At 64.7% G+C, this 23,326-nt stretch carries 20 protein-coding genes, 1 tRNA gene and 1 pseudogene; 10 read left to right on the top strand and 12 right to left on the bottom strand.

Going from position 1 to position 23,326, the window contains the following annotated elements:
* Positions 1-41 precede the first annotated feature (41 nt).
* Genes L6639_RS10565 through L6639_RS10535 form a run of 7 tightly spaced genes read right to left on the bottom strand, consistent with a single transcriptional unit; the run spans position 42 to position 7,958 of the window.
* The gene (locus L6639_RS10565) at positions 42-1,421 is read right to left on the bottom strand and encodes an amidase (protein WP_237861358.1); all 1,380 of its coding nucleotides are present in this window, start codon (positions 1,419-1,421) and stop codon (positions 42-44) included.
* Between the two features lies 1 nt (position 1,422).
* Complete coding sequence (locus L6639_RS10560; protein ID WP_237861357.1) at positions 1,423-1,929, bottom strand: VOC family protein; 507 nt, start codon at positions 1,927-1,929, stop codon at positions 1,423-1,425.
* 12 nt (positions 1,930-1,941) lie between these two features.
* Positions 1,942-3,144: an FAD-dependent oxidoreductase gene (locus L6639_RS10555; protein ID WP_237861356.1), complete on the bottom strand. Its 1,203-nt coding sequence runs from the start codon at positions 3,142-3,144 to the stop codon at positions 1,942-1,944.
* Positions 3,145-4,260 carry a cyanuric acid amidohydrolase gene (gene atzD, locus L6639_RS10550; RefSeq protein ID WP_237861355.1) on the bottom strand — a complete coding sequence of 372 codons (1,116 nt, stop codon included), beginning with the start codon at positions 4,258-4,260 and terminating at the stop codon, positions 3,145-3,147.
* Complete coding sequence (locus L6639_RS10545) at positions 4,257-6,602, bottom strand: xanthine dehydrogenase family protein molybdopterin-binding subunit (RefSeq protein ID WP_237861354.1); 2,346 nt, start codon at positions 6,600-6,602, stop codon at positions 4,257-4,259. The genes atzD and L6639_RS10545 overlap by 4 nt, the downstream gene beginning before the upstream one ends.
* Positions 6,599-7,090, bottom strand: coding sequence for a (2Fe-2S)-binding protein (locus tag L6639_RS10540; RefSeq protein WP_237861353.1), 492 nt, complete (start codon positions 7,088-7,090; stop codon positions 6,599-6,601). Before L6639_RS10540 ends, L6639_RS10545 begins: the two co-directional genes overlap by 4 nt.
* The gene (locus L6639_RS10535) at positions 7,080-7,958 is read right to left on the bottom strand and encodes an FAD binding domain-containing protein (protein ID WP_237861352.1); all 879 of its coding nucleotides are present in this window, start codon (positions 7,956-7,958) and stop codon (positions 7,080-7,082) included. Before L6639_RS10535 ends, L6639_RS10540 begins: the two co-directional genes overlap by 11 nt.
* Before the next feature lie 198 nt (positions 7,959-8,156).
* On the opposite strand from L6639_RS10535, the gene L6639_RS10530 reads away from it, so the two are divergent.
* The 4 genes from L6639_RS10530 to L6639_RS10515 are packed head-to-tail and all read left to right on the top strand — an operon-like array spanning position 8,157 to position 12,047.
* Complete coding sequence (locus tag L6639_RS10530) at positions 8,157-8,990, top strand: ABC transporter ATP-binding protein (RefSeq protein ID WP_237861351.1); 834 nt, start codon at positions 8,157-8,159, stop codon at positions 8,988-8,990.
* Positions 8,980-9,903, top strand: a complete 924-nt coding sequence (locus L6639_RS10525; protein ID WP_333909341.1) for an ABC transporter permease — start codon at positions 8,980-8,982, stop codon at positions 9,901-9,903. Before L6639_RS10530 ends, L6639_RS10525 begins: the two co-directional genes overlap by 11 nt.
* Positions 9,903-11,024: an ABC transporter permease gene (locus tag L6639_RS10520; RefSeq protein WP_237861349.1), complete on the top strand. Its 1,122-nt coding sequence runs from the start codon at positions 9,903-9,905 to the stop codon at positions 11,022-11,024. The genes L6639_RS10525 and L6639_RS10520 overlap by 1 nt, the downstream gene beginning before the upstream one ends.
* A 33-nt stretch (positions 11,025-11,057) precedes the next feature.
* Complete coding sequence (locus tag L6639_RS10515; RefSeq protein WP_237861347.1) at positions 11,058-12,047, top strand: ABC transporter substrate-binding protein; 990 nt, start codon at positions 11,058-11,060, stop codon at positions 12,045-12,047.
* An 88-nt stretch (positions 12,048-12,135) separates the two neighbouring features.
* On the opposite strand, the pseudogene L6639_RS43045 reads toward L6639_RS10515, so the two are convergent.
* The 3 genes and pseudogenes from L6639_RS43045 to L6639_RS10505 form a co-directional block, all read right to left on the bottom strand.
* Positions 12,136-12,306, bottom strand: a pseudogene (locus tag L6639_RS43045) (HlyD family type I secretion periplasmic adaptor subunit); the annotation flags it as partial.
* A gap of 130 nt (positions 12,307-12,436) precedes the next feature.
* Positions 12,437-12,510, bottom strand: a tRNA-Gly gene (locus tag L6639_RS10510).
* A gap of 348 nt (positions 12,511-12,858) precedes the next feature.
* Positions 12,859-15,264, bottom strand: coding sequence for an ATP-binding protein (locus L6639_RS10505; RefSeq protein ID WP_237861346.1), 2,406 nt, complete (start codon positions 15,262-15,264; stop codon positions 12,859-12,861).
* 334 nt (positions 15,265-15,598) lie between these two features.
* On the opposite strand from L6639_RS10505, the gene L6639_RS10500 reads away from it, so the two are divergent.
* Positions 15,599-16,312 carry a substrate-binding periplasmic protein gene (locus L6639_RS10500; protein ID WP_237861345.1) on the top strand — a complete coding sequence of 238 codons (714 nt, stop codon included), beginning with the start codon at positions 15,599-15,601 and terminating at the stop codon, positions 16,310-16,312.
* A gap of 22 nt (positions 16,313-16,334) precedes the next feature.
* Here L6639_RS10500 and L6639_RS10495 read toward each other — a convergent pair whose 3' ends face one another.
* Positions 16,335-16,514: a hypothetical protein gene (locus tag L6639_RS10495; protein WP_237861344.1), complete on the bottom strand. Its 180-nt coding sequence runs from the start codon at positions 16,512-16,514 to the stop codon at positions 16,335-16,337.
* Between the two features lie 205 nt (positions 16,515-16,719).
* Between L6639_RS10495 and L6639_RS10490 the strand changes: the two genes are divergently transcribed.
* Complete coding sequence (locus tag L6639_RS10490) at positions 16,720-17,106, top strand: YciI family protein (RefSeq protein WP_237862547.1); 387 nt, start codon at positions 16,720-16,722, stop codon at positions 17,104-17,106.
* A gap of 15 nt (positions 17,107-17,121) precedes the next feature.
* On the opposite strand, the gene L6639_RS10485 is transcribed toward L6639_RS10490, so the two are convergent.
* Positions 17,122-17,712 (bottom strand): TMEM175 family protein, encoded by a 591-nt coding sequence (locus L6639_RS10485; RefSeq protein WP_237861343.1) that lies wholly within the window; start codon positions 17,710-17,712, stop codon positions 17,122-17,124.
* 138 nt (positions 17,713-17,850) lie between these two features.
* On the opposite strand from L6639_RS10485, the gene L6639_RS10480 reads away from it, so the two are divergent.
* The 4 genes from L6639_RS10480 (at position 17,851) to ppk2 (ending at position 23,292) form a co-directional block, all read left to right on the top strand.
* Positions 17,851-19,908 (top strand): ATP-dependent helicase, encoded by a 2,058-nt coding sequence (locus L6639_RS10480; RefSeq protein WP_237861342.1) that lies wholly within the window; start codon positions 17,851-17,853, stop codon positions 19,906-19,908.
* 56 nt (positions 19,909-19,964) lie between these two features.
* Positions 19,965-20,945, top strand: coding sequence for an NADPH:quinone oxidoreductase family protein (locus tag L6639_RS10475; RefSeq protein ID WP_237861341.1), 981 nt, complete (start codon positions 19,965-19,967; stop codon positions 20,943-20,945).
* 96 nt (positions 20,946-21,041) lie between these two features.
* Complete coding sequence (locus L6639_RS10470; protein ID WP_237861339.1) at positions 21,042-22,073, top strand: LLM class flavin-dependent oxidoreductase; 1,032 nt, start codon at positions 21,042-21,044, stop codon at positions 22,071-22,073.
* An 85-nt stretch (positions 22,074-22,158) separates the two neighbouring features.
* Positions 22,159-23,292, top strand: a complete 1,134-nt coding sequence (ppk2, locus tag L6639_RS10465) for a polyphosphate kinase 2 (RefSeq protein ID WP_237861338.1) — start codon at positions 22,159-22,161, stop codon at positions 23,290-23,292.
* Positions 23,293-23,326 lie beyond the last annotated feature (34 nt).

Here is a 23,326-nt window from a genome sequence, read left to right as displayed (position 1 = left end):
GCGTCTGGAGACTGCCGAACCACGCCGTTACACAGCAGCCATCAGGGTGAACTCGGCCATCGGTGGACGAACAACCGGCCTTCGTATTCACGGGCAAACCTGATCAGCCGGCCATCATGATCGCGGTCCGCGATCACTTGCAGTCCGACAGGAAGTGCACCGTCCGGGATGATACAGGGAAGAGATATTGCAGGCAGGCCGAGCGCGTTTGCGATCGCCGTGAACACGGCATGGCCGCGCGGCCCGACCGGTTGGCCGTCGATGACGGCGGGATGGGATTCGGTGGCCGGCCACGGCATCGCCGCGGTGGACGGCGTGATCAGGAAGTCGTACTGGGCGAACAACGCATCGAAAGACCGCCGCAACGCCGCGACTTGGTCAAGTGCATCGAGATAGTCGCGCGCTGACAAGCTGCGCCCGGCCGCCTCCATCTCGACGATGGCGGGACTAACCTGGCCCTGCCAACCCGGATGCCGTTCCAGGAGCCAGGCAATACCGGTCTGGCTGATCACGGGCCATACAGCATCAAGCGGATCGGCCAGCGTGAACGGAGTGACGGTCTCGACGTCGAGGCCGAGGGCCCGAGCCTGCACGATCGTGCGTTCGATCACGTCGCGAATGATGGGGTCGACGGGCGCATCGCCGAATGTAGGCACATAGGCGATGCGCAGCCGCGGCAGGGTCGGCTCGGCCATGAGGCGCGACCACAGAGGCGCAGCAATCACCTCCATAGCAGCGCGAATATCCTCGACGCAGCGCGCGATCGGGCCGATGACCTCGAACTCACCCAGGATCGCCGGAAAGCCCTTGCCGCGCGCCACAATGTCGCGTGAGGGTTTGAAGCCGACGAGGCCAGTATGAGCGGCCGGGCGCCGGATCGAACCGCCGCCGTCGGTGGCGAGCGCAAGCGCGCACATGCCGCTGGCGACCGCTGCCACCGCACCGCCGCTCGAACCACCTGGCGTCAGAGCCGGATCCCAGGGATTGCCGGTGGTACCGAACAGCGCATTGTCGGTGTAACCGTGCACGGTGAATTCAGGCACATTAGTTTTACCGAGGATGATGGCGCCAGCCTCGCGCAGCCGACGCACCGGCAATTCGTCTTCGCCGGGCACGAAATCGCGATAGAGCTTTGACCCCCAGGTCGCACGTAGCCCCGCGACGAGGATGTTGTCCTTGACCGTAACAGGCACGCCGTCGAGTGCGCTTGCGGGGCGGCCGTCGCGCCAACGCTTCGCGCTTGTGTCGGCCGCAGCGAGCGCGCCTGAAGCATCCAGCGTGACGATCGCATTGACGCGCGGATTGGTCGCAGCGATATGCGAGAGCGTCGCCTCGATCACCGCGCGCGGCGAAAGGCCATCCGCAAAGGCACGCGCGAACTCACACGCCGACATCGCCCAGAGCGGAGCGCGATCGTCCATCTCAAGCGAGCTTCGGATAGGTCGCCTTGTCGAAGAAGCTCGCGCCCGCGACATATTTGCGGCCCGGCGACATATCCGGCTTCTCCTCGCCTTCGCCACCGCATTCGAACGTCAGTTCGAGCTGCACACCGGAGGGATCGTAGACGAAGAGCTGCCACAGCGAGGTTCCGGGCACGATGAACTCGCGCCAGTCGAGACCGGCTGCCTTGAAGCGCGACACATAGGAGCGATAGCCCGAGCAGGACAGCGAGACGTGATCGATCGCCGCCGTGCCGGCCGGCGCCTTGCCCTCGGGCCCGAGCGCGGGACCGCCGGCATAGACATGGATGATGCCGAGCCCGCCCGGTTGGGGGCAGCCGAGCCAGGCACCGGGATAGCCGAAATCGGGCCGAGGAAATTCGCGCAGCCCGATGATCGCGGTCCAGAACGTCCGGGTCGCTGCGAGATCATCGGTCTTGATCGCAATGTGATAGAGACCATGGACGGTCGCGAGCGGCAGATCGGTCATCTCAATATCTCCTCACGCTTGGCCGCCGTCGACCGGCAGGCCGATTTGACGATACAGCGCCTTCAGATTGCTGCGAAACGGCTCGTCGCTTTTCTTGCGCGTCCCGGCGACCGGATCTCCGCCGGCGAGAATCGTGTCGCTCGCGGCCAGCGAAAACTCCATCACGAAGCGCATACGATCAGACCGCAGCGCCTCGATCTCGCTCAGCCAACGCGCGACGTCACGGGCGCCGGCCTGGTGACGTTGCGTGATCAGCGCAGCAGCGCAAGCCGCATCCTCGATCGCCTGGGTCGCGCCCTGGCCGAGCGTCGGCACCATGCCATGGGCGGCGTCGCCAAGATAGAGCACGTTGCAGTCGGCGGCGCGGTAAAGCAAATCATGCTCCTGCATCCGTGCCCAATGCGTATCAGTGACACCACTGCAGAGCTGGTCGATCAGCCAGCGCGCCTGATCGCTCGGCGGCGCTTGAGCCGGCGCATAGGCGGCGCGCAGCGCCTCGGGCGCCTTGCGGGCTTCGGGGATCTCGGACTCGATGGGGAACGTGCCGGCCAGATAGACGTGATCCGGCGGCACGCGGAACGCCAACAGCCGGTTCGGCCCGTTGAACCATTGCTCATAGTCATCGATCAGGCCGCGCGAGCTGTCCGGCACCAGCAGGCGCGAGATCGCAACGCCCGTGAGGCGCACCGGCACCTCGCCGGAGATGGTCCGCCGCACATCGGAGTAACGACCGTCGGCGGCAATCAAAAGATCAATGCCGTCGAGCCGATGCTCGCGGCCATCCTGGCGCCAGGCGACTTCCGTCTTGCGCGGATCGGTAGCATCGCGTGCGATTTGCGTGATCTCGCAGCCATAGGCAACGCGCTCACCGGCCGCCTCGCGCAGAACGCGATAGAGCTCCGACCAGCGAATGCGCCAGCCGGGCCCCTCGGCGACGTCCTTGAGCGGCAGATCGAACAGCACGGTGCCGTCGGTCAGCGAGATGCGCCAATTCGCCCAGACGAAGCTCGCAGCGGTGATGCGCGCGGCAAGCTCCGGATCGACCGCGCTGAGCGCCTTCACGGCATTCGGCCCGACATTGAGCCCGGTGCCGGCCTCGGAATGGTCGTCGCGGCTGACCCGCTCGAGGCAGACGACGTCGACGCCGTCGAGAGCTGCGAGTTTGCGTGTCATCACGCATCCCGCGACGCCGGCGCCGATGATGACAATCCGCATCTAGCCAGCCCCCTCCTGCGACGCGATCACGGCGATCAGGCCACCGCCATCCGGCCCCTGATGCTCGGCGCCGCCCGACACAAAAATCCGTCCATCGCCGATCACGCCGGCCACGAGGCCGGCAACCGCGCCGCGGACATGGCGCTGCGCGTTGATATCGGTGTCGTCGAGCATGGTGTGGCGGTGGCCGCGGATCCGGCCGCGACGGTCCGGCTCGCACTTGACCAGAACCGAAGCGATGCGCTCCGAGTCCGCGGCGGACACCTGCGGGCTGGCCGCGATGCCGAGATCGGCGAGCACGTCGACGACCGCACCGATGTCGAGCGCATCGATCATGGGCCGGTGCGCGATGCGCAAATCGCCCGCCCAGCTCTGGCTATTGCCGAGCACCACGACCTCGTTGCTCTCGACTTCGACACCCGAAGAAATGCTGGCACGCGGCGACTGGATCGAGAAATCGGCGAGCAGCGAGGCATCGGAGAAGTCATCCGGCTTGATCTCGGACAGCCCGAGCGCGACGCCAAAGGCACCGGCGGCGCGCGCAAAGGCCATCGACTTGTTGGGATCGCTGGTGAGCGGCGCCTTGCCGGCTGCGATAGCCGCGGCCGCACGCGCCACCGTCACGCAGGGGCATTTCACCTGGACGAAGTGTACGTCCTCGGGCTTCTCAATTCCGGCATCGACAATGGCGGCGCGCACGGTCGCCGCCACGCTCTCGACATGGGCGCGTCGGCCAACCTCTTCGGCCGGCACCGGCGCGCTGAAGGCGGTTCCGATTGCCAGCGCGGACGGATATCGCGTTGCGGCTTCCCCCTCTCTGACACAGAAGACGCTGTAATGCGGGCTCATCACCCCCTCGGTGCCGCCGGAGAGCACGCAGGGAACCTCGCGGATCAGCTCGGCGGCCGGCCGTCCGAGATGCTTCGACAGCAGCGCCATCAGCGTCTGGGTGAAGTAGCCGCGGGTAAAATCGTTGACGCCGCCATTGCCCTCGGTCTTGCCGATGATGGCCGCGACATCGGCCGCCTTGATCGTGCCGCGCACGATCAGTTCGTCGAGCTCGGAGAGGTCGCCGGGATGGGCCATTGACAGGCGAAACACGCGCGCCGTTCTCATGTGCCCTCCTGTCGGGTCAGCTCGAACAGCCGACTCGGGCTCAGCGGAATCTCCAACAGCTCGATCTTGCGCGAGGTGAGCTGCAGCGCATCCTCGATCGCCTGTGCAAACACGGCCCCGACCGGAATGGCTCCCGCCTCGCCGGCGCCCTTGATACCGAGCGGGTTGAGCGGCGACGGCGTCACCGTATGGTCGAGCTCCATGCGCGGGACGTCGAGCGCAGTCGGCAGCAGATAGTCGGCGAGCGACGCGTTCAGAAGCTGGCCCTGATCGTCGAAAGCAAGTTTCTCGAAGAAAGCATTGCCGATGCCCTGCGCGACGCCGCCGTGGATCTGGCCTTCGAGGATCATCGGATTGATCACCGTGCCGCAATCATGGACCACGACATATCTAAGCACCTTCAGCTCGAAGGTCAGCGGATCGATCTCGACGATCGCAGCATGAACACCGTTGGCGGTGGCGCCTGAGGGCGGGCCAAAATATTGCGTGGACTCGAGACCGGGTTCGGTGCCCGGCCTCACCGCACCGCGCATCGGATTGGCGCGCTGCGCAAGTTCGCCGAGGCGGATGAACTTTCCCGGAATCCCCGCGATAGACACCTTTCCGTCGGCAAGAACGAGGTCCTCCTCGGCGCATTCGAAGGCGTCGGACGCGAGCTTCAGGGCTTTCCGCCTGACCGCGGCCGACGCCTCGTTGACGGCGTTGCCCGCCACCACCGCGCCGCGGCTGGCAAAGGTGCCGGCGCCCCAGTAGAACTGGTCGGTATCACCGGTGACGATATCGACATCGGAAGGATCGACGCCGAGCTGGTCGGCGACGATCTGCGCGAAGCTCGTGAAATGCCCCTGCCCCTGGGTGCCGATGCCGGTCGCCACATTGACCTTGCCGTTGGCCTGCACCTGCACCTTGGCGCCCTCATAGGGACCGATGCCGGTCCCCTCGACGTAGCAGGCGATGCCGATGCCGACACAGCGTCCTTCCTCGCGAAACTTCGGCTGCTCCTCCTTCAGGAAGCGCTGATATCCGATCGCGTCGAGCGCCTTGGCGAGAACAGGCTCGTAATTGCCGCTGTCATAGCTGAGCGGGGCAAAGTCCTGGAAGATGATCTCGTTATTGTACGGGAAGGCGTCTGGCGGAATCAGGTTGCGCCGCCGGATCTCGGCGCGATCGATGTCGAGCTCCCGTGCGGCGAGATCCAGCAACCGCTCGATCACGAACACCCCGTGCTGTCTGCCGGCGCCGCGATAGGGCGTGACGATCGGCAGGTTGGTGAACACGGCCGTGAACGTGCTGTCGTAGGCCGGGATCACATAGGGCCCGAGCAATGTGCACTGGCTGTTGATCGGCACCGTCAGGCCGTACGTGTTGTAGGCACCGGTGTCGTGCAGGAAGACGTCCTTGACCCCGAGGATCCGTCCGTCGGCCGCGAGCGCGATTTCGGCGTCGTGGATCTGACCGCGCTCGTGCGTGGTCGCAACGAAATGCTCGAGCCGGTCCTCGATCCATTTGACCGGACGGTTGAGCCGCATGGAGATCCACGGCAGCGCCACCTCTTCCGGATAGAACATCATGATCTTCGGCCCGAAGCCGCCGCCGACGAAGGGCGCGATGACGCGCACCTGCCGCTCGCCGAGGCCAAGCATGGCGGCAAGGCCGTTGCGGATGAAGACCGGCGCCTGGGTCGTGTCCCAGATCGTCATCTGCTGGCCCCGTGCATTCCAGTGCGCGACCACGCCGCGGGTCTCGATCGGCGAGGAGATGCCGTGCTCATAGCGAAAGCGGCGCTTGACGATGATCTGCGCGTTCGCGGCGGCCTTGCGATAGTCGCCCTTCATCTGGTGAACATGCGCCGCGATATTCGAGCCGAGATCGTCGTGGACCCGCGCCGATGAGGATTTCAGCGCCCGTTCGATGTCGACGACCGCGGACAACGACTCCAGCTCCACATCGATATCGTCGAGTGCATCCTCGGCGAGGTAGCGGCTTTCCGCGACGACGACAGCGAGTGGCTCGCCGACATAACGCACCTTGTCCCTTGCGAGCGGCACCTGGGTGCGCGGATTGAAGGTGCTTCCCGGAATCGGCGGCGGCTGCACCAGAAGCGGGCCGGGCTGCCAATAGTCGCCGTAGTCCTCGGCCACATAGACCGCGACGACGCCCGGCCGCTTCCGCGCGCGCGATACGTCGATATGCTTCAGGCGGGCATGCGCGACCTGGCTGCGCAGGAAGGCGACATGTAGCATACCCGGCAGCTCGACATCGTCGATGAACAGCGCCTGCCCGGTCAGGAGCTTCCTGTCCTCGTTGCGCTTGACCGGTGCGCCGAAGAAGCGGGTGCTCATGACGCCTCCTCCCGCATCCGCGCGGCCGCGTCCATCATCGCGTCGACGATATTCTGATAGCCGGTGCAGCGACAGAGATTGCCTGATAGCGCCTCTCGCACCTCGTCCTCCGAGGGGGACGGATGCTCGGTCAGATAGGCCGTCATGGTCATCAGGATCCCGGGCGTGCAATAGCCGCATTGCAGGCCATGATGCGCGTGCATTGCCTGCTGCACCGGATGCAGCTCCCCGTCCGCAGACGCCAGCCCCTCGACCGTCGCGAGCGCGCGGCCATTGGCCTGCACCGCGAGCATCAGGCAGGAGCGAACCGGATCACTTTCGAGAAGGATGGTGCAAGCACCGCAGACGCCGTGCTCGCAGCCGACATGGGTACCAGCCAGCTCGAGCTCGTGACGCAGGAAATCGGACAGCAGCATGCGCGATTCGACCGTGCGCCGATATCGGGTGCCGTTGACCGTGAGCTCAATCTCGTGCTGGTCAGGCTGCATGGCTGATCCGTTGATGAGCGGTGCGGATGGCGCGCCGGACCAGCACGCCGGCCACATGCCGCTGGTAGTCGGCGCTGGCGTGAACATTGCCGGACGGCGCGATCAGCTCCCGCACGCCCGCGGCGACTGCGTCGATCGACTCGCCCGTCACGCGGCTGCCGACCATGGGCAATGCTGCCGCGCCGGCATCGACCGGCGTCTCTCCGACACCGCAGAGCGCGAGCCGGACACTCGCGCAGCGGCGCTCCTCATCCAAGGTCACGACAGCCGCAACGCCGGCGATGGCAAAATCGCCGCGGCGGCGCGCGACTTCCATGAAGCAGGTGCCGCTGCGCGGGGCCAGGACCGGATAAGTGATATCGACCAGCATCTCGTCGCTGGCAAGGTCGGTGGTGAGCAGGCCGGCGAAGAAGTCGGACGCCGCCACCGTTCGCCCGCCCGCTGCCGACCTGATCCGCATCTTCGCCTGCATGGCGACCGCCAGCGCCGGCAGCTCCGAGGCCGGATCGGCGTGGGAGAGATTGCCGCCGATGGTGCCGCGGTTACGGATCTGGGGATGCGCGATATGCGGCAGCGCGTCGGCAAACAGCGGACAGCTCCTGAGAAACTCGCCATCCCGCTCGAGCGCCCGGTAGCGCATCAGAGCACCGATCCTGACTTGCCCCGCTTCCGGGCGATCGATGCCGGCGAGGCTGGTGAGCCCGTTGATGTCGATCAGCACCGAAGGCCGCGCCAGGCGAAAATTCATTGCCGGGATAAGGCTTTGGCCACCTGCGAGAAAGCGCGCTTCGTCGCCATGTTCGGCCTTCAGCGCAAGCGCATGGTCGAGCGACGACGCCAGGACATATTTGAACGGAGCAGGCTTCATATGGCTCGCATATCGAGGGCTCGCGCGCTTGTTGCGAAAGCGAACACGAAACTATCTGCTGTGAACAACGCAAGTCAAAAGCCACCCGCGCGTCAATTGCTTCGAAATCGGACAAGAACCTGCTTATTATGCGCCTCACCTGCGCAAACATTGGGCGCGCCACGACAATCCGCTTTTGCGACAATATTTCGCATCGCCATGCCAAAGCCAAGTCTCTCCGTACCCGACGAACCGCTCGCCGACTCCCGACCGGGGCGGCTCGTCGTCGACGCCCAAAACATCTCGCTGACCTTCGACACGGCCGACGGCCGGGTCGAGGCGCTCTCCGACGTCAACCTGCAAGTCGCCGAGGGCGAGTTCGTCTCCTTCATCGGGCCGTCCGGCTGCGGCAAGACCACGATGCTGCGGGTGATCGCCGATCTGCAGCAGCCCTCCTCCGGCACGCTCACGGTGAACGGCATGAGCGCGGAAGCGGCGCGCCTTGCCCGCAGCTATGGCTATGTGTTCCAGGCGCCGGCCCTGTTCCCATGGCGGACCATCGAGAAGAACCTGAAGCTGCCGCTGGAGATCATGGGCTATTCCGAGATCGAGCAGCAGCAGCGGGTCGAGCGCTATCTGTCGATGGTCAACCTCACCGGCTTCGAGCGTAAGTTCCCCTGGCAACTCTCCGGCGGCATGCAGCAGCGGGTCTCGATCGCGCGCGCCTTGTCGTTCGATCCGGCGCTGATGCTGATGGACGAGCCGTTCGGTGCACTCGACGAGATCGTGCGCGATCACCTCAACGAGCAACTCCTCCAGCTATGGAAGTCGACCGGCAAGACCGTGCTGTTCGTGACCCATTCGATTCCGGAAGCCGTATTCCTGTCGACCAGGATCGTCGTGATGTCGCCGCGCCCGGGCCGCATCATCGATGTCATTGACTGCGATTTCCCGACCGAGAGATCCTTGGAGATCCGCGAGACGCCGGAATTTCTGAAGGTGGCGCAGCGCGTCCGCAACGGCCTGCGCGCCGGGCACTCCTATGACGAGTAGCACGCTCGCCCTGCCCTTGCGTCCCTCGCGCGCGCTTCGGGACCATCCCTTGGTCACGCGTTACGCGCCGGTTCTCGCCATGGTGCTGGCGCTGGTCGCGATCTGGTACGTCGCGGCCGTTGCCATGAACTGGTCGCTGGTCCGCGACGGCTTCGAGCGCGAAGAGACGCCCTATACCATGAGCGACGTGCTCGCGGGCACGATGGATGCCGAGCGGCCATTGCTGCCGGCGCCGCACCAGATCGCCGCCGCGTTCCTCGATTCCGTATTCGGTTATCCGCCGCTGGCGCCGCGCAGCCTGGTCTACCACTCGCTGGTGACATTGTCGGCGACCTTGCTTGGCTTCCTGCTCGGCGCGCTGTTCGGGATCGTGCTGGCGCTGCTGATCCTGCACAGCCGGGTGCTGGAGCGGAGCTTACTGCCCTGGATCATCTGCTCGCAGATGGTGCCGGTGCTGGCGCTGGCGCCGATCTTCATCGTGGTGCTGGGGGCGCTGGGACTGCACGGACTGCTGCCGAAATCGATCATCTCGGCCTATCTGTGCTTCTTTCCCATCACGATCGGGATGGTGAAGGGCTTTGCTTCGCCCGATCCGCTCCAGCTCGAACTGATGCGGACATGGTCGGCGACGCCGCGCCAGGTGTTGTGGAAACTGCGCTGGCCCGCCTCGGTGCCTTATCTGTTTGCGAGCCTCAAGGTCGCCGTGACGATTTCGCTGATCGGCGCCATCGTCGCGGAATTGCCGACCGGCGCCGAAGCCGGCATCGGCGCGCGGCTGCTCTCGGGTTCCTACTACGGCCAGACGGTCCAACTCTGGTCCGCGCTGGTCGCCGCCGCCGTCCTCTCCTCCGCCTTGATCGCGCTGATCGGACTGATCGAACGAACCGTCGGCCGGCGCATGGGAGTGCATTGATGGATCCGCGCAAGCTGAGGCTGGGGTTCATCGCCGCAACCGCCGCTCTGGCGCTCGCCTTCGCCCTTCCGCTCGCGCCGCAATCGCTGCCCTTGTCGGCTCGCCCCGCCCTCTGGCCCGTCGTCGGCGCAGCCGGCTTGTTGTTCCTGCTGGCGGCCTGGCTGTCGGATCAGCGGGCGACCATTCTCGGTCTTGCCGGCGCGATCCTCGCCGCCGCCGCCTCACTCATCCTGCTGGAGGATCCGGCCATGGCGGGGACCGCACGTGCCAGCTTCTGGATGATCGTGATGGCGTGCTGGCTGTCGGCGGCACTTGGCGTGGTCAATCTCGCCGGGACGCATCAAGCCCGGGGTAGGCGGCGGCGCGCGGTCGATCTGCTGGTCCCGCTCCTGTTCGGCCTCACCGTGTTCTATCTCTGGGAGGTCGCGGTGCGCGGCTTCGGCGTGCCAGCCGTGCTTTTGCCGTCACCGAGCGCGGCGGCGACCAAATTCATCCATTCGCTGCCGATCCTCGGGGCCGACTTCGTCCAGACCTTCGTGCGCGGCGTGCTGGCGGGCTATGTCATCGGCTGCGGCGCCGGGCTTCTTGTCGCGATCCTGGCGCACCGTTACGCCTTCCTCGGCCGCGGCCTGTTGCCGCTTGGCAACTTCTTTTCGGCGCTTCCGCTCGTTGGCGTCGCGCCGATCATGGTGATGTGGTTCGGCTTCGACTGGCCGTCGAAAGCCGCCGTGGTCGTGCTCGTGACCTTCTTCCCGATGCTGGTCAACGCCATCGCGGGGCTGAATGCAGCCGGCCATATCGAGCGCGACCTGATGCGCTCCTACGGCGCCACCCATGCCCAGGCGCTGACCAAGCTCCATCTGCCCGCCGCGTTGCCTTTCATCTTTAACGCGCTCAAGATCAACGCCACGCTTGCCCTGATTGGCGCGATCGTTGCAGAATTTTTCGGAACTCCGACGCAGGGTATCGGATTTCGCATTTCCACCGAGGCCGGCCGCATGGCCATCGACATGGTCTGGGCGGAGATCGCGTTGGCCGCCCTCGCCGGGATGGCTTTCTACGGCATTGTCACGCTGGCCGAACGCGCGACAACGTTCTGGCATCCGTCCTATCGGACCTAGGTCGGCGAGGTCCACGTTGAATTGGAGTCTTGCATGAAGCACGCATTGGCACTGGCCGCAGCTCTTTCGCTCGGCCTGACGCTTTCGAACGCACAAGCAGCCGAACCCGTCGCCATCCAGCTCAAATGGGTCGCCCAGGCGCAGTTCGCCGGCTACTTCGTCGCCAGGGACAAGGGCTTCTACAAGGAGGCCGGCCTCGACGTCACCATCAAGCCGGGCGGCCCCGACGTGGCGCCCCCGCAGGTGATCGCCGGCGGCGGCGCCGACGTGACCGTCGACTGGATGCCGTCCGCGCTCGCCTCGCGCGAGAAGGGCGTGCCGCTCGTCAATATCTCGCAGACCTTCAAGAAGAGCGGCCTGGAGCTGACCTGCCGCGCCGACACCGGCATCAAGAAGCCGGCCGACCTCAAGGGCAAGACGCTCGGCGTCTGGTATGGCGGCAACGAATATCCGTTTCTGTCCTGGATGTCGAAGCTTGGCTTCAAGACCGACGGCTCGGCGGGCGGCGTCAAGGTGATCAAGCAGGGCTTCAATGTCGACCCGATCCTGCAGAAGCAAGCCGACTGCGTCTCCACGATGACCTACAACGAGTACTGGCAGGTCATCGACGGCGGCTACAAGCCGAGCCAGCTCGTCGTCTTCAAGTACGAGGACGAAGGCGTCGCCACGCTGGAGGACGGCCTCTACGTGCTGGAGAAGAACCTTAAGGACCCGGCCTTCGTCGCCAAGATGGCGAAGTTCGTGAAGGCCTCGATGAAGGGCTGGGAATATGCCAAGGCGCACCCGGACGAGGCCGTGAAGATCATCCTCGCCGCCGACACGACCGGCGCCAAGACCGAGAAGGATCAGAAGCGGATGATGGGCGAGATCAGCAAGCTGCTTGGGGACACCGACGGCAAGCTCGACGTCAAGGACTATGAGCGTACCGTGGCCACGCTGATGTCGGGCGGTTCCGATCCCGTCATCACCAAGAAGCCCGAAGGCGCCTACAGCTTCGCCGTCATCGAAGCGATGAAGAAGTAACCCAACGGGAGGACGGGCGCGCGGCGTCCCGTCCTCCAGATCAATTGGGATGTGGTGGGATCAGTCGAGAGCCGACACCAAGTCGCTATTACCTCTCACGCAAGGCCTTCTGCTTACGTCGCAGGAGTGGCGAGAGCAGATGTGTGATGACGGCGCGCGAGCCGGTCTTGATTTCAACAGTGACGGCCATGCCTAGTGACCGGTTGACCATGTTTTCGTCAACCTGCATCTGGGTTCGGTCGAGCGAGACGCGCGCTGAGCGGGATTATACATCAAGCGACACGCAAAACACGCAATGGGAAAGACGCGTCAGAACGCGTCAAGCGGCCCAGTGGTCAGAATGAAATCCGACCACCCGCCAAGTCTTTGAGCGAAGTCTATGAAAAGTCTGGAGCGGGTGAAGGGAATCGAACCCTCGTATTCAGCTTGGAAGGCTGCTGCTCTACCATTGAGCTACACCCGCGACAGGGGCTCCCTAACACGGCCGGGCGGCGGTCTCAACTGCCCCCAGGACGGCTTTCGCGGGCTTTCCGCCCTTTGCGCACAGGAGCCGGTTCCGCTCGGCCTGCCGCCCCCTTAACAGGTACGGACTTCCGCCCTATATTGAGGTCTCCCGCAATCAACGAAAGGAGGTGATCCAGTGTCTTTTACCAAGCGCTGTCACCTCGCTGGGATCGCCCGCTAAGCCTTGGATTGGGCTTGGCATCGGGGCGCTCTCAGCCCTGGACCAGCGAGCAAGAAATCGGGCGCGACGGGGTCTCCCCGCCGCGCCTTTTCTTTGGTCAGGCCATTTTCGCTGATATCGCGCCCCTCACTCAGAGCGCCCCCGCCCCCCGAGCACCTCTCGGATCTTTCGCGACAGGTCAGCCTTCCGGTATGGCTTGCGGAGCAGCGCCACGTCGGGATCGAGCTGCCCTTCGTGAACGATGGCGTTGTCGGTATAGCCGGAGGTGTAGAGCACCCGCACGTCCGGCCGGCGGAGCCGGACGGACTCTGCCAATTCCCGCCCGTTCATGCCGCCGGGCATGATGATGTCTGTAAACAGAAGATCGAAGCTCGCTCCCCGGTCGACTAACGCCAGCGCGGTTGCGCCCTCGCTGGCCGTCAGCGTGCGATAGCCGAGGCTGCCGAGCTGGGCGATGACGTAGCCTTGCACCAGCGGATCATCCTCGACCACGAGGATGGTCTCGTGTCCACGCGTCAGCGCCGGCGTCGGAGCCGGCTCCGTCCGCGCCGTCGCCTCGCCCGCCGATCGCGGCAGGAACAGCCGCATCACCGTGCCGCGCCCCTCCTCGCTCTCGATCGCGACGGTGCCACCGGTCTGCTTGGCGAAGCCGTAGACCATGCTCAATCCAAGTCCGGTACCGCGACCGACCCCCTTGGTGGTGAAGAACGGCTCGAACACGCGGTCGCGAATCTCGGCAGGAATGCCGTGACCGGTGTCGGCCACCGCGATCATGACGTAAGAGCCCGCTTCGCCTTCACCATTGTCGGTGCCGTTGAATTCCCGGTTTACGGTCTCGAGCGTCAGTCTGCCGCCGCCCGGCATCGCATCGCGTGCGTTGACCGCGAGATTGACGATCGCCGACGAAAGCTGCGACGGATCGGCCATGGCTGGCCACGCATCGTCAGCGAGCCGGGTCACGATCTCGACATGCTCGCCGAGGATCGGCCGCAACAGCTTCGCCGTCTCGGCGACGAGAGCGTTGACATCGATCTCGCGCGGCTCCAGCGGCTGGCGCCGCGCGAAGGTCAGGAGTTGCGAGGTGATCTCGGCGCCGCGCGAGGCCGCGTCGTCGATCAGCTGGGCGATCGCGGCGAGCTCGGGCTTGTCCGCGAGCCCCTCCTGGATGATCTCGATGGTGCCTGTGATGACGGTCAGCACGTTGTTGAAGTCGTGCGCGACGCCGCCGGTGAGCTGGCCGATCGCATCCATCTTCTGGGATTGGCGAAGCCGCTCCTCGGTCTCGTGCTGCGCGGTGAGATCGGTGGAGGAGCCGCGATAGCCCATGAAATGTCCGCCGTCGCCAAACACCGGCTGGCCGTTGACGCTGAAACAATGCAGACGCCCGGCCCCGTCGCGGCCGCGATACTCGAACTTCCGGAACGGCTCGTGGCGGTCCAGCGTCGCCATGTGGTCGTGCCACTTCTCCACTTCGGCGTTCTGGTCGAAGGCGGCATCCGGACGTCGCTTGCCGATCAGGGCCTGGCGGTCCATTCCGAAGGCATCGGCCCGCTCGGAGATGTAGGTGAAGACGTGATCCGGTCCGGTTTCCCAGAACCAGTCGGAGGCGGTCTCGGCATAGTCGCGAAAGCGCTGCTCGCTCGCGCGCGCATCCTCTTCGGCGCGCCGGCGGATGTTCAGATCACGATCGAGATTCGCATTGGCCTCGCGCAGCTCGCCATAGGCACGCTCGAGGTTGGTGCACATGCCGTTGAACGCGTCGATTACCTTGTCCAGCTCGTCGGGATCGGAAGGGGGCCGGCGTTCCAGATGCAATGGAGGAGGCGGCCGCGCCAGACTGTATTTGCTGACGAACTCGGCGATGGCGACCAGGTGTCGCGTCACCAGAACGTGGAACATATAGATGATGAACAGCGAGACGAGGAACGTCTTTGCGGCCTGACTTGCCAGGATGACGAGGGCCCGGTTCAGCAATTGCTGATAGACGTCGCTGAGCGTCGCCTCGACATGGAGCACGCCGATTCGGCGTGCGGTCCCTTGAACCGTGTAAATCAGGGGATAGTCGCGCGTGACGACCGAGCGGCGACCTCGTTCGCCGACGGCGACACTGATAGGGTTGGGCCGATCGGCGATCTCGCGGACCTCGGCGGCGCGCAGACCAGGTAGCCGCAGGATTCCTTCGAGCTGAAGCTTGAGCTGGTTCTGATCGAGACTCCACAGACTCTCGCCGAGGCTGCCCGTAGTGCTGCGGCCGACCTCCCCGAGCCTTGTCTCGATCATGCCGACTTCGCGATCGTAGTCCAGATAGAGCTGGAGCGCAGTCAGGGTCAGCGTCACGATCGATGAGAACAGCAGCACGGCCGCAAGCAGGCGTGGCCCGATACCGCTGCGCGACCAGTTGAATGCCCGCGACGACAGGCTCGCGAGCATCGGGGACGTGAACGCAGCTCCGATGCCACTCAAATCCTGCTTCGCCGCCGCTGGCGCAACAGCGCGGCTGCGATCGGGACTCTCTTTACCTGCGTTGCCCATGAACCCCGCCCCGAAAAATGGCGACACTCCTCTTCGGCCTGCTGGTCGCAGCCGCACGCGATTCGACGATTTTGAATCTTCCTCAGCACGCGGTGCGCGCAGCAATCCTGTCGGCCCTTGGGCGATCTGAGGTCGGCGGGGTCATATCTCGCGCCCAGCAGCAGGATATTCGCGCAAACTACCACTTCGCGTGCTAGAATGACATTGGTGATATCAGGGATTCGCGCGCATGGCGGGCGAGCGGTGAGCGTTGTGGCTCCGCGCCGCCGCCATCTCCGGTAGATCGCGCTCGTATCAGAACTCAATGGTAGCAAGGAACGGCCGAGAGGCGCTAATGTGGCGGATCATCGTCGTCTGCCTGTCGCTGTTTGCAGCCGGCGCATCCCAGGCGCAGTCGGTGATCCGGCTGGCCCGGATCGCCGACATCCCGGATCAATATGTCGGCGGCGAAATGCTGCGCACCGTCTACGCCAAGCTGAACATCAAGCTCGAATTCGTAGACGTCCCCGGCAAGCGGGCGCTCGCGCTGTCTAGCGCCGGCGAGGTCGACGGCGAAATCCAGCGCATCGGAACGCTGTCGCGCGATTACCCGACGCTGCTGCAGGTGACGCCCTCGATCAACTACATCGAGCCGGCCGTGTTCACCACCAAACTCCATTTCGTCGTGGACGGTTGGAATTCGATCCGGGACTACCGCATCGGCATCGTCCGCGGCGTCGGCTCGTCGGAAGCCGGCACGCGCGGCATGGACCGCGTCACGGCAACCACCGGCATCGAGAACATGATCACGATGCTGGATGCGGATCGTTTCGACGTGATGGTCACCGACCTCTTCAGCGGGCTGGTCGCGGTCCGCAAGCTCAATCTGCAAGCGAGAATCTATCCGCTCTCGCCGCCGCTGGAGCGTATCCGCATCTTCCATTATCTGCACGAAAGCCACCGCGACCTGGTGCCGAAGGTTGGACAGGTGATTGCGCAGATGGAGGCGAGCGGCGAGCTGGCGACGCTGCGTGAGGCGCTCGTCAAGCAGGTGCTGAACACGCCCTGACGATGCCGGCTGAAAGCGCGATTCAAAATCCGAAGATGGCGAGCACGGACGCGCGCTTGCCGCGGCGGCTCTCGACAATGCGTTCGCCGCCGTTCTCGACCGAGCTGCCGTAGTAGCGGTGATGGCCTGCCTGGTCATGCAGATCAGCCGGCTCCGACTTCCCCGCCCGCCGCGCGTCGCAGATGATCTTGATGGTCGACATGGCCGCCTCCGAGTCCTTGATTGCTCTTGGTGGCCATCAGTCGCCCCGCGTTTGGCCGGCGTTCACGGTGCCGGGCCGCAATCGGGTTTCAGAATGGTTTCGTCAGCATCGCCGTGACGCAATATTTTGCGCACCGGCCATTGCCGGCATCGGCGGCGGTGATACATCCTTCCGGTTGCGCGCCAAAAAAACAAGCGAGGTGAGAATGCTTTACGCGATCCTGGCCTACCACGTGGAAGACGAGCTTTCGGCATGGACGCCGCAGCAGGACGCCGCGGTCGTCGCCAAGGTCATCGAGGTTCAGGCACCCTTGCGGGCCAGCGGACATCTCGGGCCGGCCGCTCGTCTGGATGACACCAAAAAGGCCCGGACCTTGCGCGGCCCAGGCGCAGGCATGGTGCTGGATGGCCCGTTTGCCGAGACCAAGGAGCAGCTTCTCGGCTTCCACCTCGTCAACTACGACACGGATGAAGAGGCGATCGCGGCGGCGCGGAAGCTGCGTGAGGTCAACCCGAGTGCGGTCTACGAGATCCGGCCGGTCAAGCTTTACGTGCCGGCCGACGGGTTCGGTGCGACACCGTCAAAGGGATGACCGACAGCCGCGCCGTCAGGTCTTGCCGGCCGCCGCCGTATCCAGGCGGCGGCGGATCAGCAGTCCGCCAAAAGCCAGGAACCAGAAATAGGATGCGTATTGCGGGGCAAACGCAGCCACGATGGTTCCCGGCAAAAATACGGCCAGCGGAAACAGGGCTGCGATCAGCTGGTGGCGGAAGCCGTGCATCACGAGCCACCACAGGGCGGCATTGAGGCCGGCGATGACAGTGAGATGCAGGCCAAACAGCACGGCCACGGCGCTGCTTGCGCCGTAATTGCCGTAAAGGCCGTTGGTCACCGGCAAGAGCACGATCGACAGCAGGAACAAAAGGTTGAGCAGCACAATATGGCGGCCCGCCTCCGGCTGGCGGGCGAGCCGGCGGTGATGGCTGATCCAGAACACGCCCGCGATGATGAAGCTCAGGATCAATCCGGTCAGGCGCCCGGAATAAAGCTGAGCGAGATCGCTCCAGGTGGGCATGGCCTTGAACTCGCCGGCCTTGGGCAGATCGTTGGCGAGCAGTGTCATCGCCACACCAAAGATGGTGTTGCTCAGCGATTCCAGCCGGCGCATCTCGAAAAGGTCGGGCGTGGGATCGGCCATGTCTGCAATCCGCGTCTGCAATCCGTCCGGACTGGAACTTGAGCTGCCCTCTCCCCTAAATCCTCAGGCGACTGGCGTCCAGCCGCATTGCGATTCGGCGGGGGATCGTTGATTCTGACCACTTCATCGGGGCGATTCGTGACGTCATATCTGGACACGCTCAATGCGGAGCAGCGCCGCGCCGTAGAGCATGGCGTGGCCGATGGCGCGACCGTGGGCGCACCCCTGCTCGTCATTGCCGGCGCCGGTTCCGGCAAGACCAATACGCTCGCCCATCGTGTCGCGCATCTGATCGTCGCCGGCGCCGATCCCCGCCGTATCCTACTGATGACGTTCTCCCGCCGCGCCGCGGCCGAGATGGCCGGACGCGTCGAGCGCATCACCCGAAAAGTGCTGGGCGAGAACAATGCCGCGATCATGCGCGACGCGCTGACCTGGGCCGGCACCTTCCACGGCATCGGCGCGCGGCTCTTGCGCGAATATGCCGAGCGCATCGGCGTCGATCCCGCCTTCACCATCCACGACCGCGAGGATTCCGCGGACCTTATGAACCTGGTCCGGCACGAGCGTGGATTGTCGAAGACCGAGAGCCGCTTCCCGGCCAAGGGCACATGCTTGTCGATCTACTCGCGCTGCGTCAATGCCGAGATGGAGATCGAGAAAGTGCTCGGTCAGCATTATCCCTGGTGCGCGGGCTGGGCGGCCGAATTGAAGGGGCTGTTCGCCGCTTACGTCGAGGCCAAGCAGGCGCAGCACGTGCTCGATTACGACGACCTCCTGCTCTATTGGTCGCAGATGATGAGCGATGCGCTGATCACCGACGAGATCGGCGGCCGCTTCGATCATGTGCTGGTCGACGAATATCAGGACACCAATCGCCTGCAATCCTCGATCCTTCTGGCGCTCAAGCCTGACGGCCGCGGGCTCACCGTCGTCGGGGACGATGCGCAGTCGATCTACTCCTTCCGCGCTGCGACCGTGCGCAACATCCTGGACTTTCCGCAGAGCTTCTCGCCGCGCGCGGAAATGATCACGCTCGACCGCAACTACCGCTCGACGCAACCCGTGCTGGCGGCGGCAAACGGCGTTATTGGCCTCGCGCGCGAGCGCTTCACCAAGAACCTCTGGACCGACCGCACCTCCACGCAAAAGCCGCAGCTCGTCACCGTCCATGACGAGGCCGACCAGGCGCGCTATATCGTCGAGCAGGTGCTGGCGAACCGCGAGCAAGGTGCGTTGCTCAAGCACCAGGCGGTACTGTTCCGGACGTCCTCGCACTCCGGCCCGCTCGAAATCGAGCTGACCCGCCGCAACATTCCGTTCGTGAAGTTCGGCGGGCTGAAATTCCTCGACGCCGCGCATGTCAAGGACGTGCTGGCCTTGCTGCGTTTCGCCGAAAATCCGCGCGACCGCGTCGCCGGTTTTCGCATCCTGCATCTATTGCCGGGCATCGGCCCAGCCACCGCGCAGCGCGTGCTCGACCAGATGGCGGAGAGTATGGACCCGCTGCACGCGCTCGCCCATCTCCCGGTGCCGGCGCGCACCGGCGATGACTGGACCAGCTTCGTCCGCACGGTCGAGAATTTGCGCTACTCGGAATGGCCTGTGGATCTCGAGCGCGTGCGGCTCTGGTATGAACCGCATCTCGATCGCATCCACGAGGATTCCGAGACACGACGCGCCGATCTGATGCAGCTCGAGCAGATCGCGAGCGGCTATTCCTCGCGCGAGAAATTCCTGACCGAGCTCACGCTCGATCCGCCTGACGCGACCAGCGACAAATCCGGACCTCCGCTCCGCGATGAGGACTATCTGATCCTCTCCACGATTCACTCAGCGAAGGGCCAGGAATGGAAGTCGGTGTACGTGCTCAACGTCGTCGACGGCTGCATGCCCTCCGATCTCGGCGCCGGCACCAGCGCCGAGCTGGAAGAAGAGCGCCGCCTGCTCTATGTCGCGATGACCCGCGCCAAGGATGATCTGCATCTCGTCGTGCCGCAGCGCTTCTTCGTGCACGGCCAGGCCGCCAAGGGCGATCGTCATGTCTACGCCTCGCGCACCCGCTTCATCCCGGAGCAGCTCGTCTATCTGTTCGAGCGTACCGCCTGGCCGAAGGCCGCTGCGGGAGCCGCGCGCACCGGATCACAGGGGCCGAAGATTGACATCGGGGCGCGGATGCGGGGGATGTGGCGGTAGACGCAAGAGGCTGGTCTCGGGATCTGCTAGGATGACTGGAACAACTGAGGTCCGAGATGAAAGCTGTCGTCGTCGAGCAATACGCGCCCATCGATCAAATCGAGCTGAAGGACATCCCGTACCCGATCATGGAGCCCGGGCAGCTGCGCATTCGGGTGGAAGCAGCCGGAATCGGCTTTGTCGACGGCTTGAAGATCGAGGGACGCTATCAGACCAAGGATCCACTGCCCTTCACTCCCGGGACTGAATTCGCTGGGGTCGTGGCCGAGGCTCCGGGCAGGCCTGGCGGCTTTCAGCCCGGCATGCGCGTGGTGGGAATGACGCGGTCGGGCGCACTTGCCGAGGAAATCGTCGTCGACCCGTCGGCGGTCTATCCTCTGCCGGACGGCGTTGCCGCCGAGGTCGCCGCCTCGTTTCGCGCCAATTATCTGACGGCGCTCTATGCGCTGAGTGCGCGCGCCACAATCGTCGCGGGTGAGCAGCTACTCGTGCTGGGGGCAGCGGGCGGCACCGGCATCGCGGCGGTGCAGATCGGCAAGCTGCTCGGCGCTCGCGTGATCGCAGCGGCGTCGACGCCGGAGAAGCGCGAATTCGCACTGGCGCACGGTGCCGATGCTGTCATCGACTACACGCAGGCCGGCTGGCGCGACACGCTGAAAGAATTGACGTCAGGACATGGCGCCGACGTGATCTTTGACCCCGTCGGCGGCGACATCTCGGTGCAGGCCTTTCGCTCGATCGCCTGGCGCGGGCGCCACCTGGTGGTCGGCTTTGCCGGCGGTGCGATCCCCGCGCTGCCGTTCAATCTGCCGCTGCTGAAGGGCGGCGCCCTGCTGGGTGTCGACCTCGCGCAGATCCCCACACGCGAGCCCGATGTGCAGAAGCGCCTGATGGCGCAGCTGACCGGCTGGCTCGCCGACGGCAAGCTGAAGCCCGTCGTCGGCCGCGTCTTCTCGCTGGAAGACTTTCGCGAGGCGTTCAGGACGATGCAGACACGCGGGGCGCTCGGCAAGATGGTCGTGCGCATCTCGAAATAGACGCACAAACGGAAACCGAGCATTTCCGGAATGCAGCCTTGTGACGTCGCGGCTATCAATTAAATCTGGTCGATCCTCCCCACAGAGACCTGATCGATGACCGCACCGCTCGAATTCGGAATGGATACCTTTGGCGACGTCACCAAGGACGCCACCGGCAACATGCTTCCGCATGCGCAGGTGATCCGCAACGTCGTCGACGAGGCAGTGCTGGCCGACGAGCTCGGCCTCGACTTCATCGGCCTCGGCGAACACCACCGTTCTGATTTTGCGATCTCCTCGCCGGAGACCGTGCTCGCGGCGGTCGCCTCGCGCACCAAGCGCATTCATCTCGGCTCAGCGGTAACGGTGCTGAGCTCGGACGATCCGATCCGCGTGTTCCAGCGCTTTGCGACGCTGGATGCACTTTCCAATGGACGCGCCGAGGTCATCCTCGGCCGCGGCTCGTTCACGGAGTCCTTCCCGCTGTTTGGCTTCGACCTGCGCAAATACCAAGAGCTGTTCGAGGAAAAACTCGATCTGTTCGCCGCATTGCTGGCGCAGAATCCGGTGACGTGGCAAGGCAAGCTGCGCCCGCCGCTGAAGGAGCAGCTGGTCTATCCGCCGGTCGAGAACGGCCAGCTCAAAACCTGGATCGGCGTCGGCGGCAGTCCGAAATCGGTGGTGCGCGCCGCGCATTACGATCTGCCCCTGATGCTCGCCATCATCGGCGGCGATCCAGAGCGCTTCGCGCCTTACGTCGATCTCTATCACCGTGCCTTCAAGGAGTTCGGCCGTCCGGCGCAGTCGATCGGCGTCCATTCGCCCGGCTATGTCGCCGAAACGGATGAGCAGGCGCGCGAGGAGCTGTGGCCCGACTACAAGGCGATGCGCGACCGCATCGGCCGCGAGCGCGGCTGGCCGCCGATGGGTCGCGACGAGTTCGTCAGCGAGGCCGAGCACGGCTCGCTCTATGTGGGCTCACCGGAAACGGTGGCGCGCAAGATCGCGAAGACGGCCAAGGCGCTCGGCATTGCGCGGTTTCAGCTGAAATATTCGGCGGGGCCGCTGCCGCACGAAAAGCTGATGAAGGGCATCGAGCTTTACGGGCGGAAGGTGGTGCCGATGGTCAGGGAGATGCTCGCCTGAAGCTCCCGTTTGATCCACGTCAAGCCGCATGCGGGCGATTTCCGGGTAGAAGCGGATTCCGGCGCATCTCAGGGCAGGCAGACGAATGACATCTCTTCCCCGGCAGTCCCGGCAGGCTCGCGCTCGAAAGAATGACGTCAAGCCGGTCCGGCGGGCCAAATCAGCGGCCGCGCGGACGCAAGCGATCGAGCTTACTCCGATCGAGCGCTCCTTCGCCGAGCAATCATCCGCCGGCGCATTGCAGGCCGAGATGGCCGCACTCGACAGCGTCTTGACGGGGCCGCCGGCCCTCGGACCGGATAGCGAGCCGGTACAAGCCATTCTCACGGGCGCGGCGCCCGACGATGCGAAGCATCTGCAGGCGCTTCTGGTTGGCAAGGAAGCCAAGCGTGCCAAGCGGACCACCAGCGACGAGTTGGCCGACGACTGGCGGTTTGGCGGCTACCCTTACAAGTCCCGGATGTACCGCCGCGACTACGAAGAGCAGAAGTTCGTTCTTCAGACAGAGTTGTTGAAGCTGCAAAATTGGATGAAAGAGAGCAGGCAACGCCTCGTTCTTCTGTTCGAGGGCCGCGACGCGGCCGGTAAAGGCGGCGCAATCAAGCGTTTCATGGAGCATCTCAACCCGCGCGGCGCCCGCGTCGTGGCCCTGGAAAAGCCAAGCGATGTCGAACGCGGGCAATGGTATTTCCAGCGCTATGTGCAGCATCTGCCGACCGCCGGCGAGATCGTGCTGTTTGACCGCAGCTGGTACAATCGTGCTGGCGTCGAGCGCGTCATGAGCTTCTGCTCGCCGACGGAATACGATGAATTCCTGCGCCAGGTTCCGGAATTCGAACGCAACCTCGTTCGCAGCGGCCTGCATCTCATCAAGTTCTGGTTCTCCGTCAGCCGCGAGGAGCAGCGGCGCCGCTTCAAGGAGCGTGAGGGCCATCCGCTGAAGCAGTGGAAGCTGTCGCCGATCGATCTCGCCTCGCTCGACAAATGGGACGACTACACGCGGGCCAAGGAAGGCATGTTCTTCCACACAGACACGGCGGACTGCCCGTGGATCGTCATCAAGTCCGACGACAAGAAGCGCGCGCGGCTCAATGCGATGCGCTACGTGCTGCATGCGATGCCCTATGCCGGCAAGGACACCAAGCGGATCGGAATGGTCGACGATCTCCTGGTCGGGCGCGCCAACGTGATCCACGAGCGCGAAGAGCACGCAAGATAGGAAGAGAACGGCCGATATTCGGCGTAACAGCGAG

The organism is Bradyrhizobium zhengyangense (assembly GCF_022012555.1).
In the GTDB taxonomy this organism is placed as follows: Bacteria; Pseudomonadota; Alphaproteobacteria; order Rhizobiales; family Xanthobacteraceae; genus Bradyrhizobium; species Bradyrhizobium zhengyangense.
Note: the sequence above shows the minus strand (reverse complement) of the source record. Positions and strands in the feature narration are given on the sequence as shown.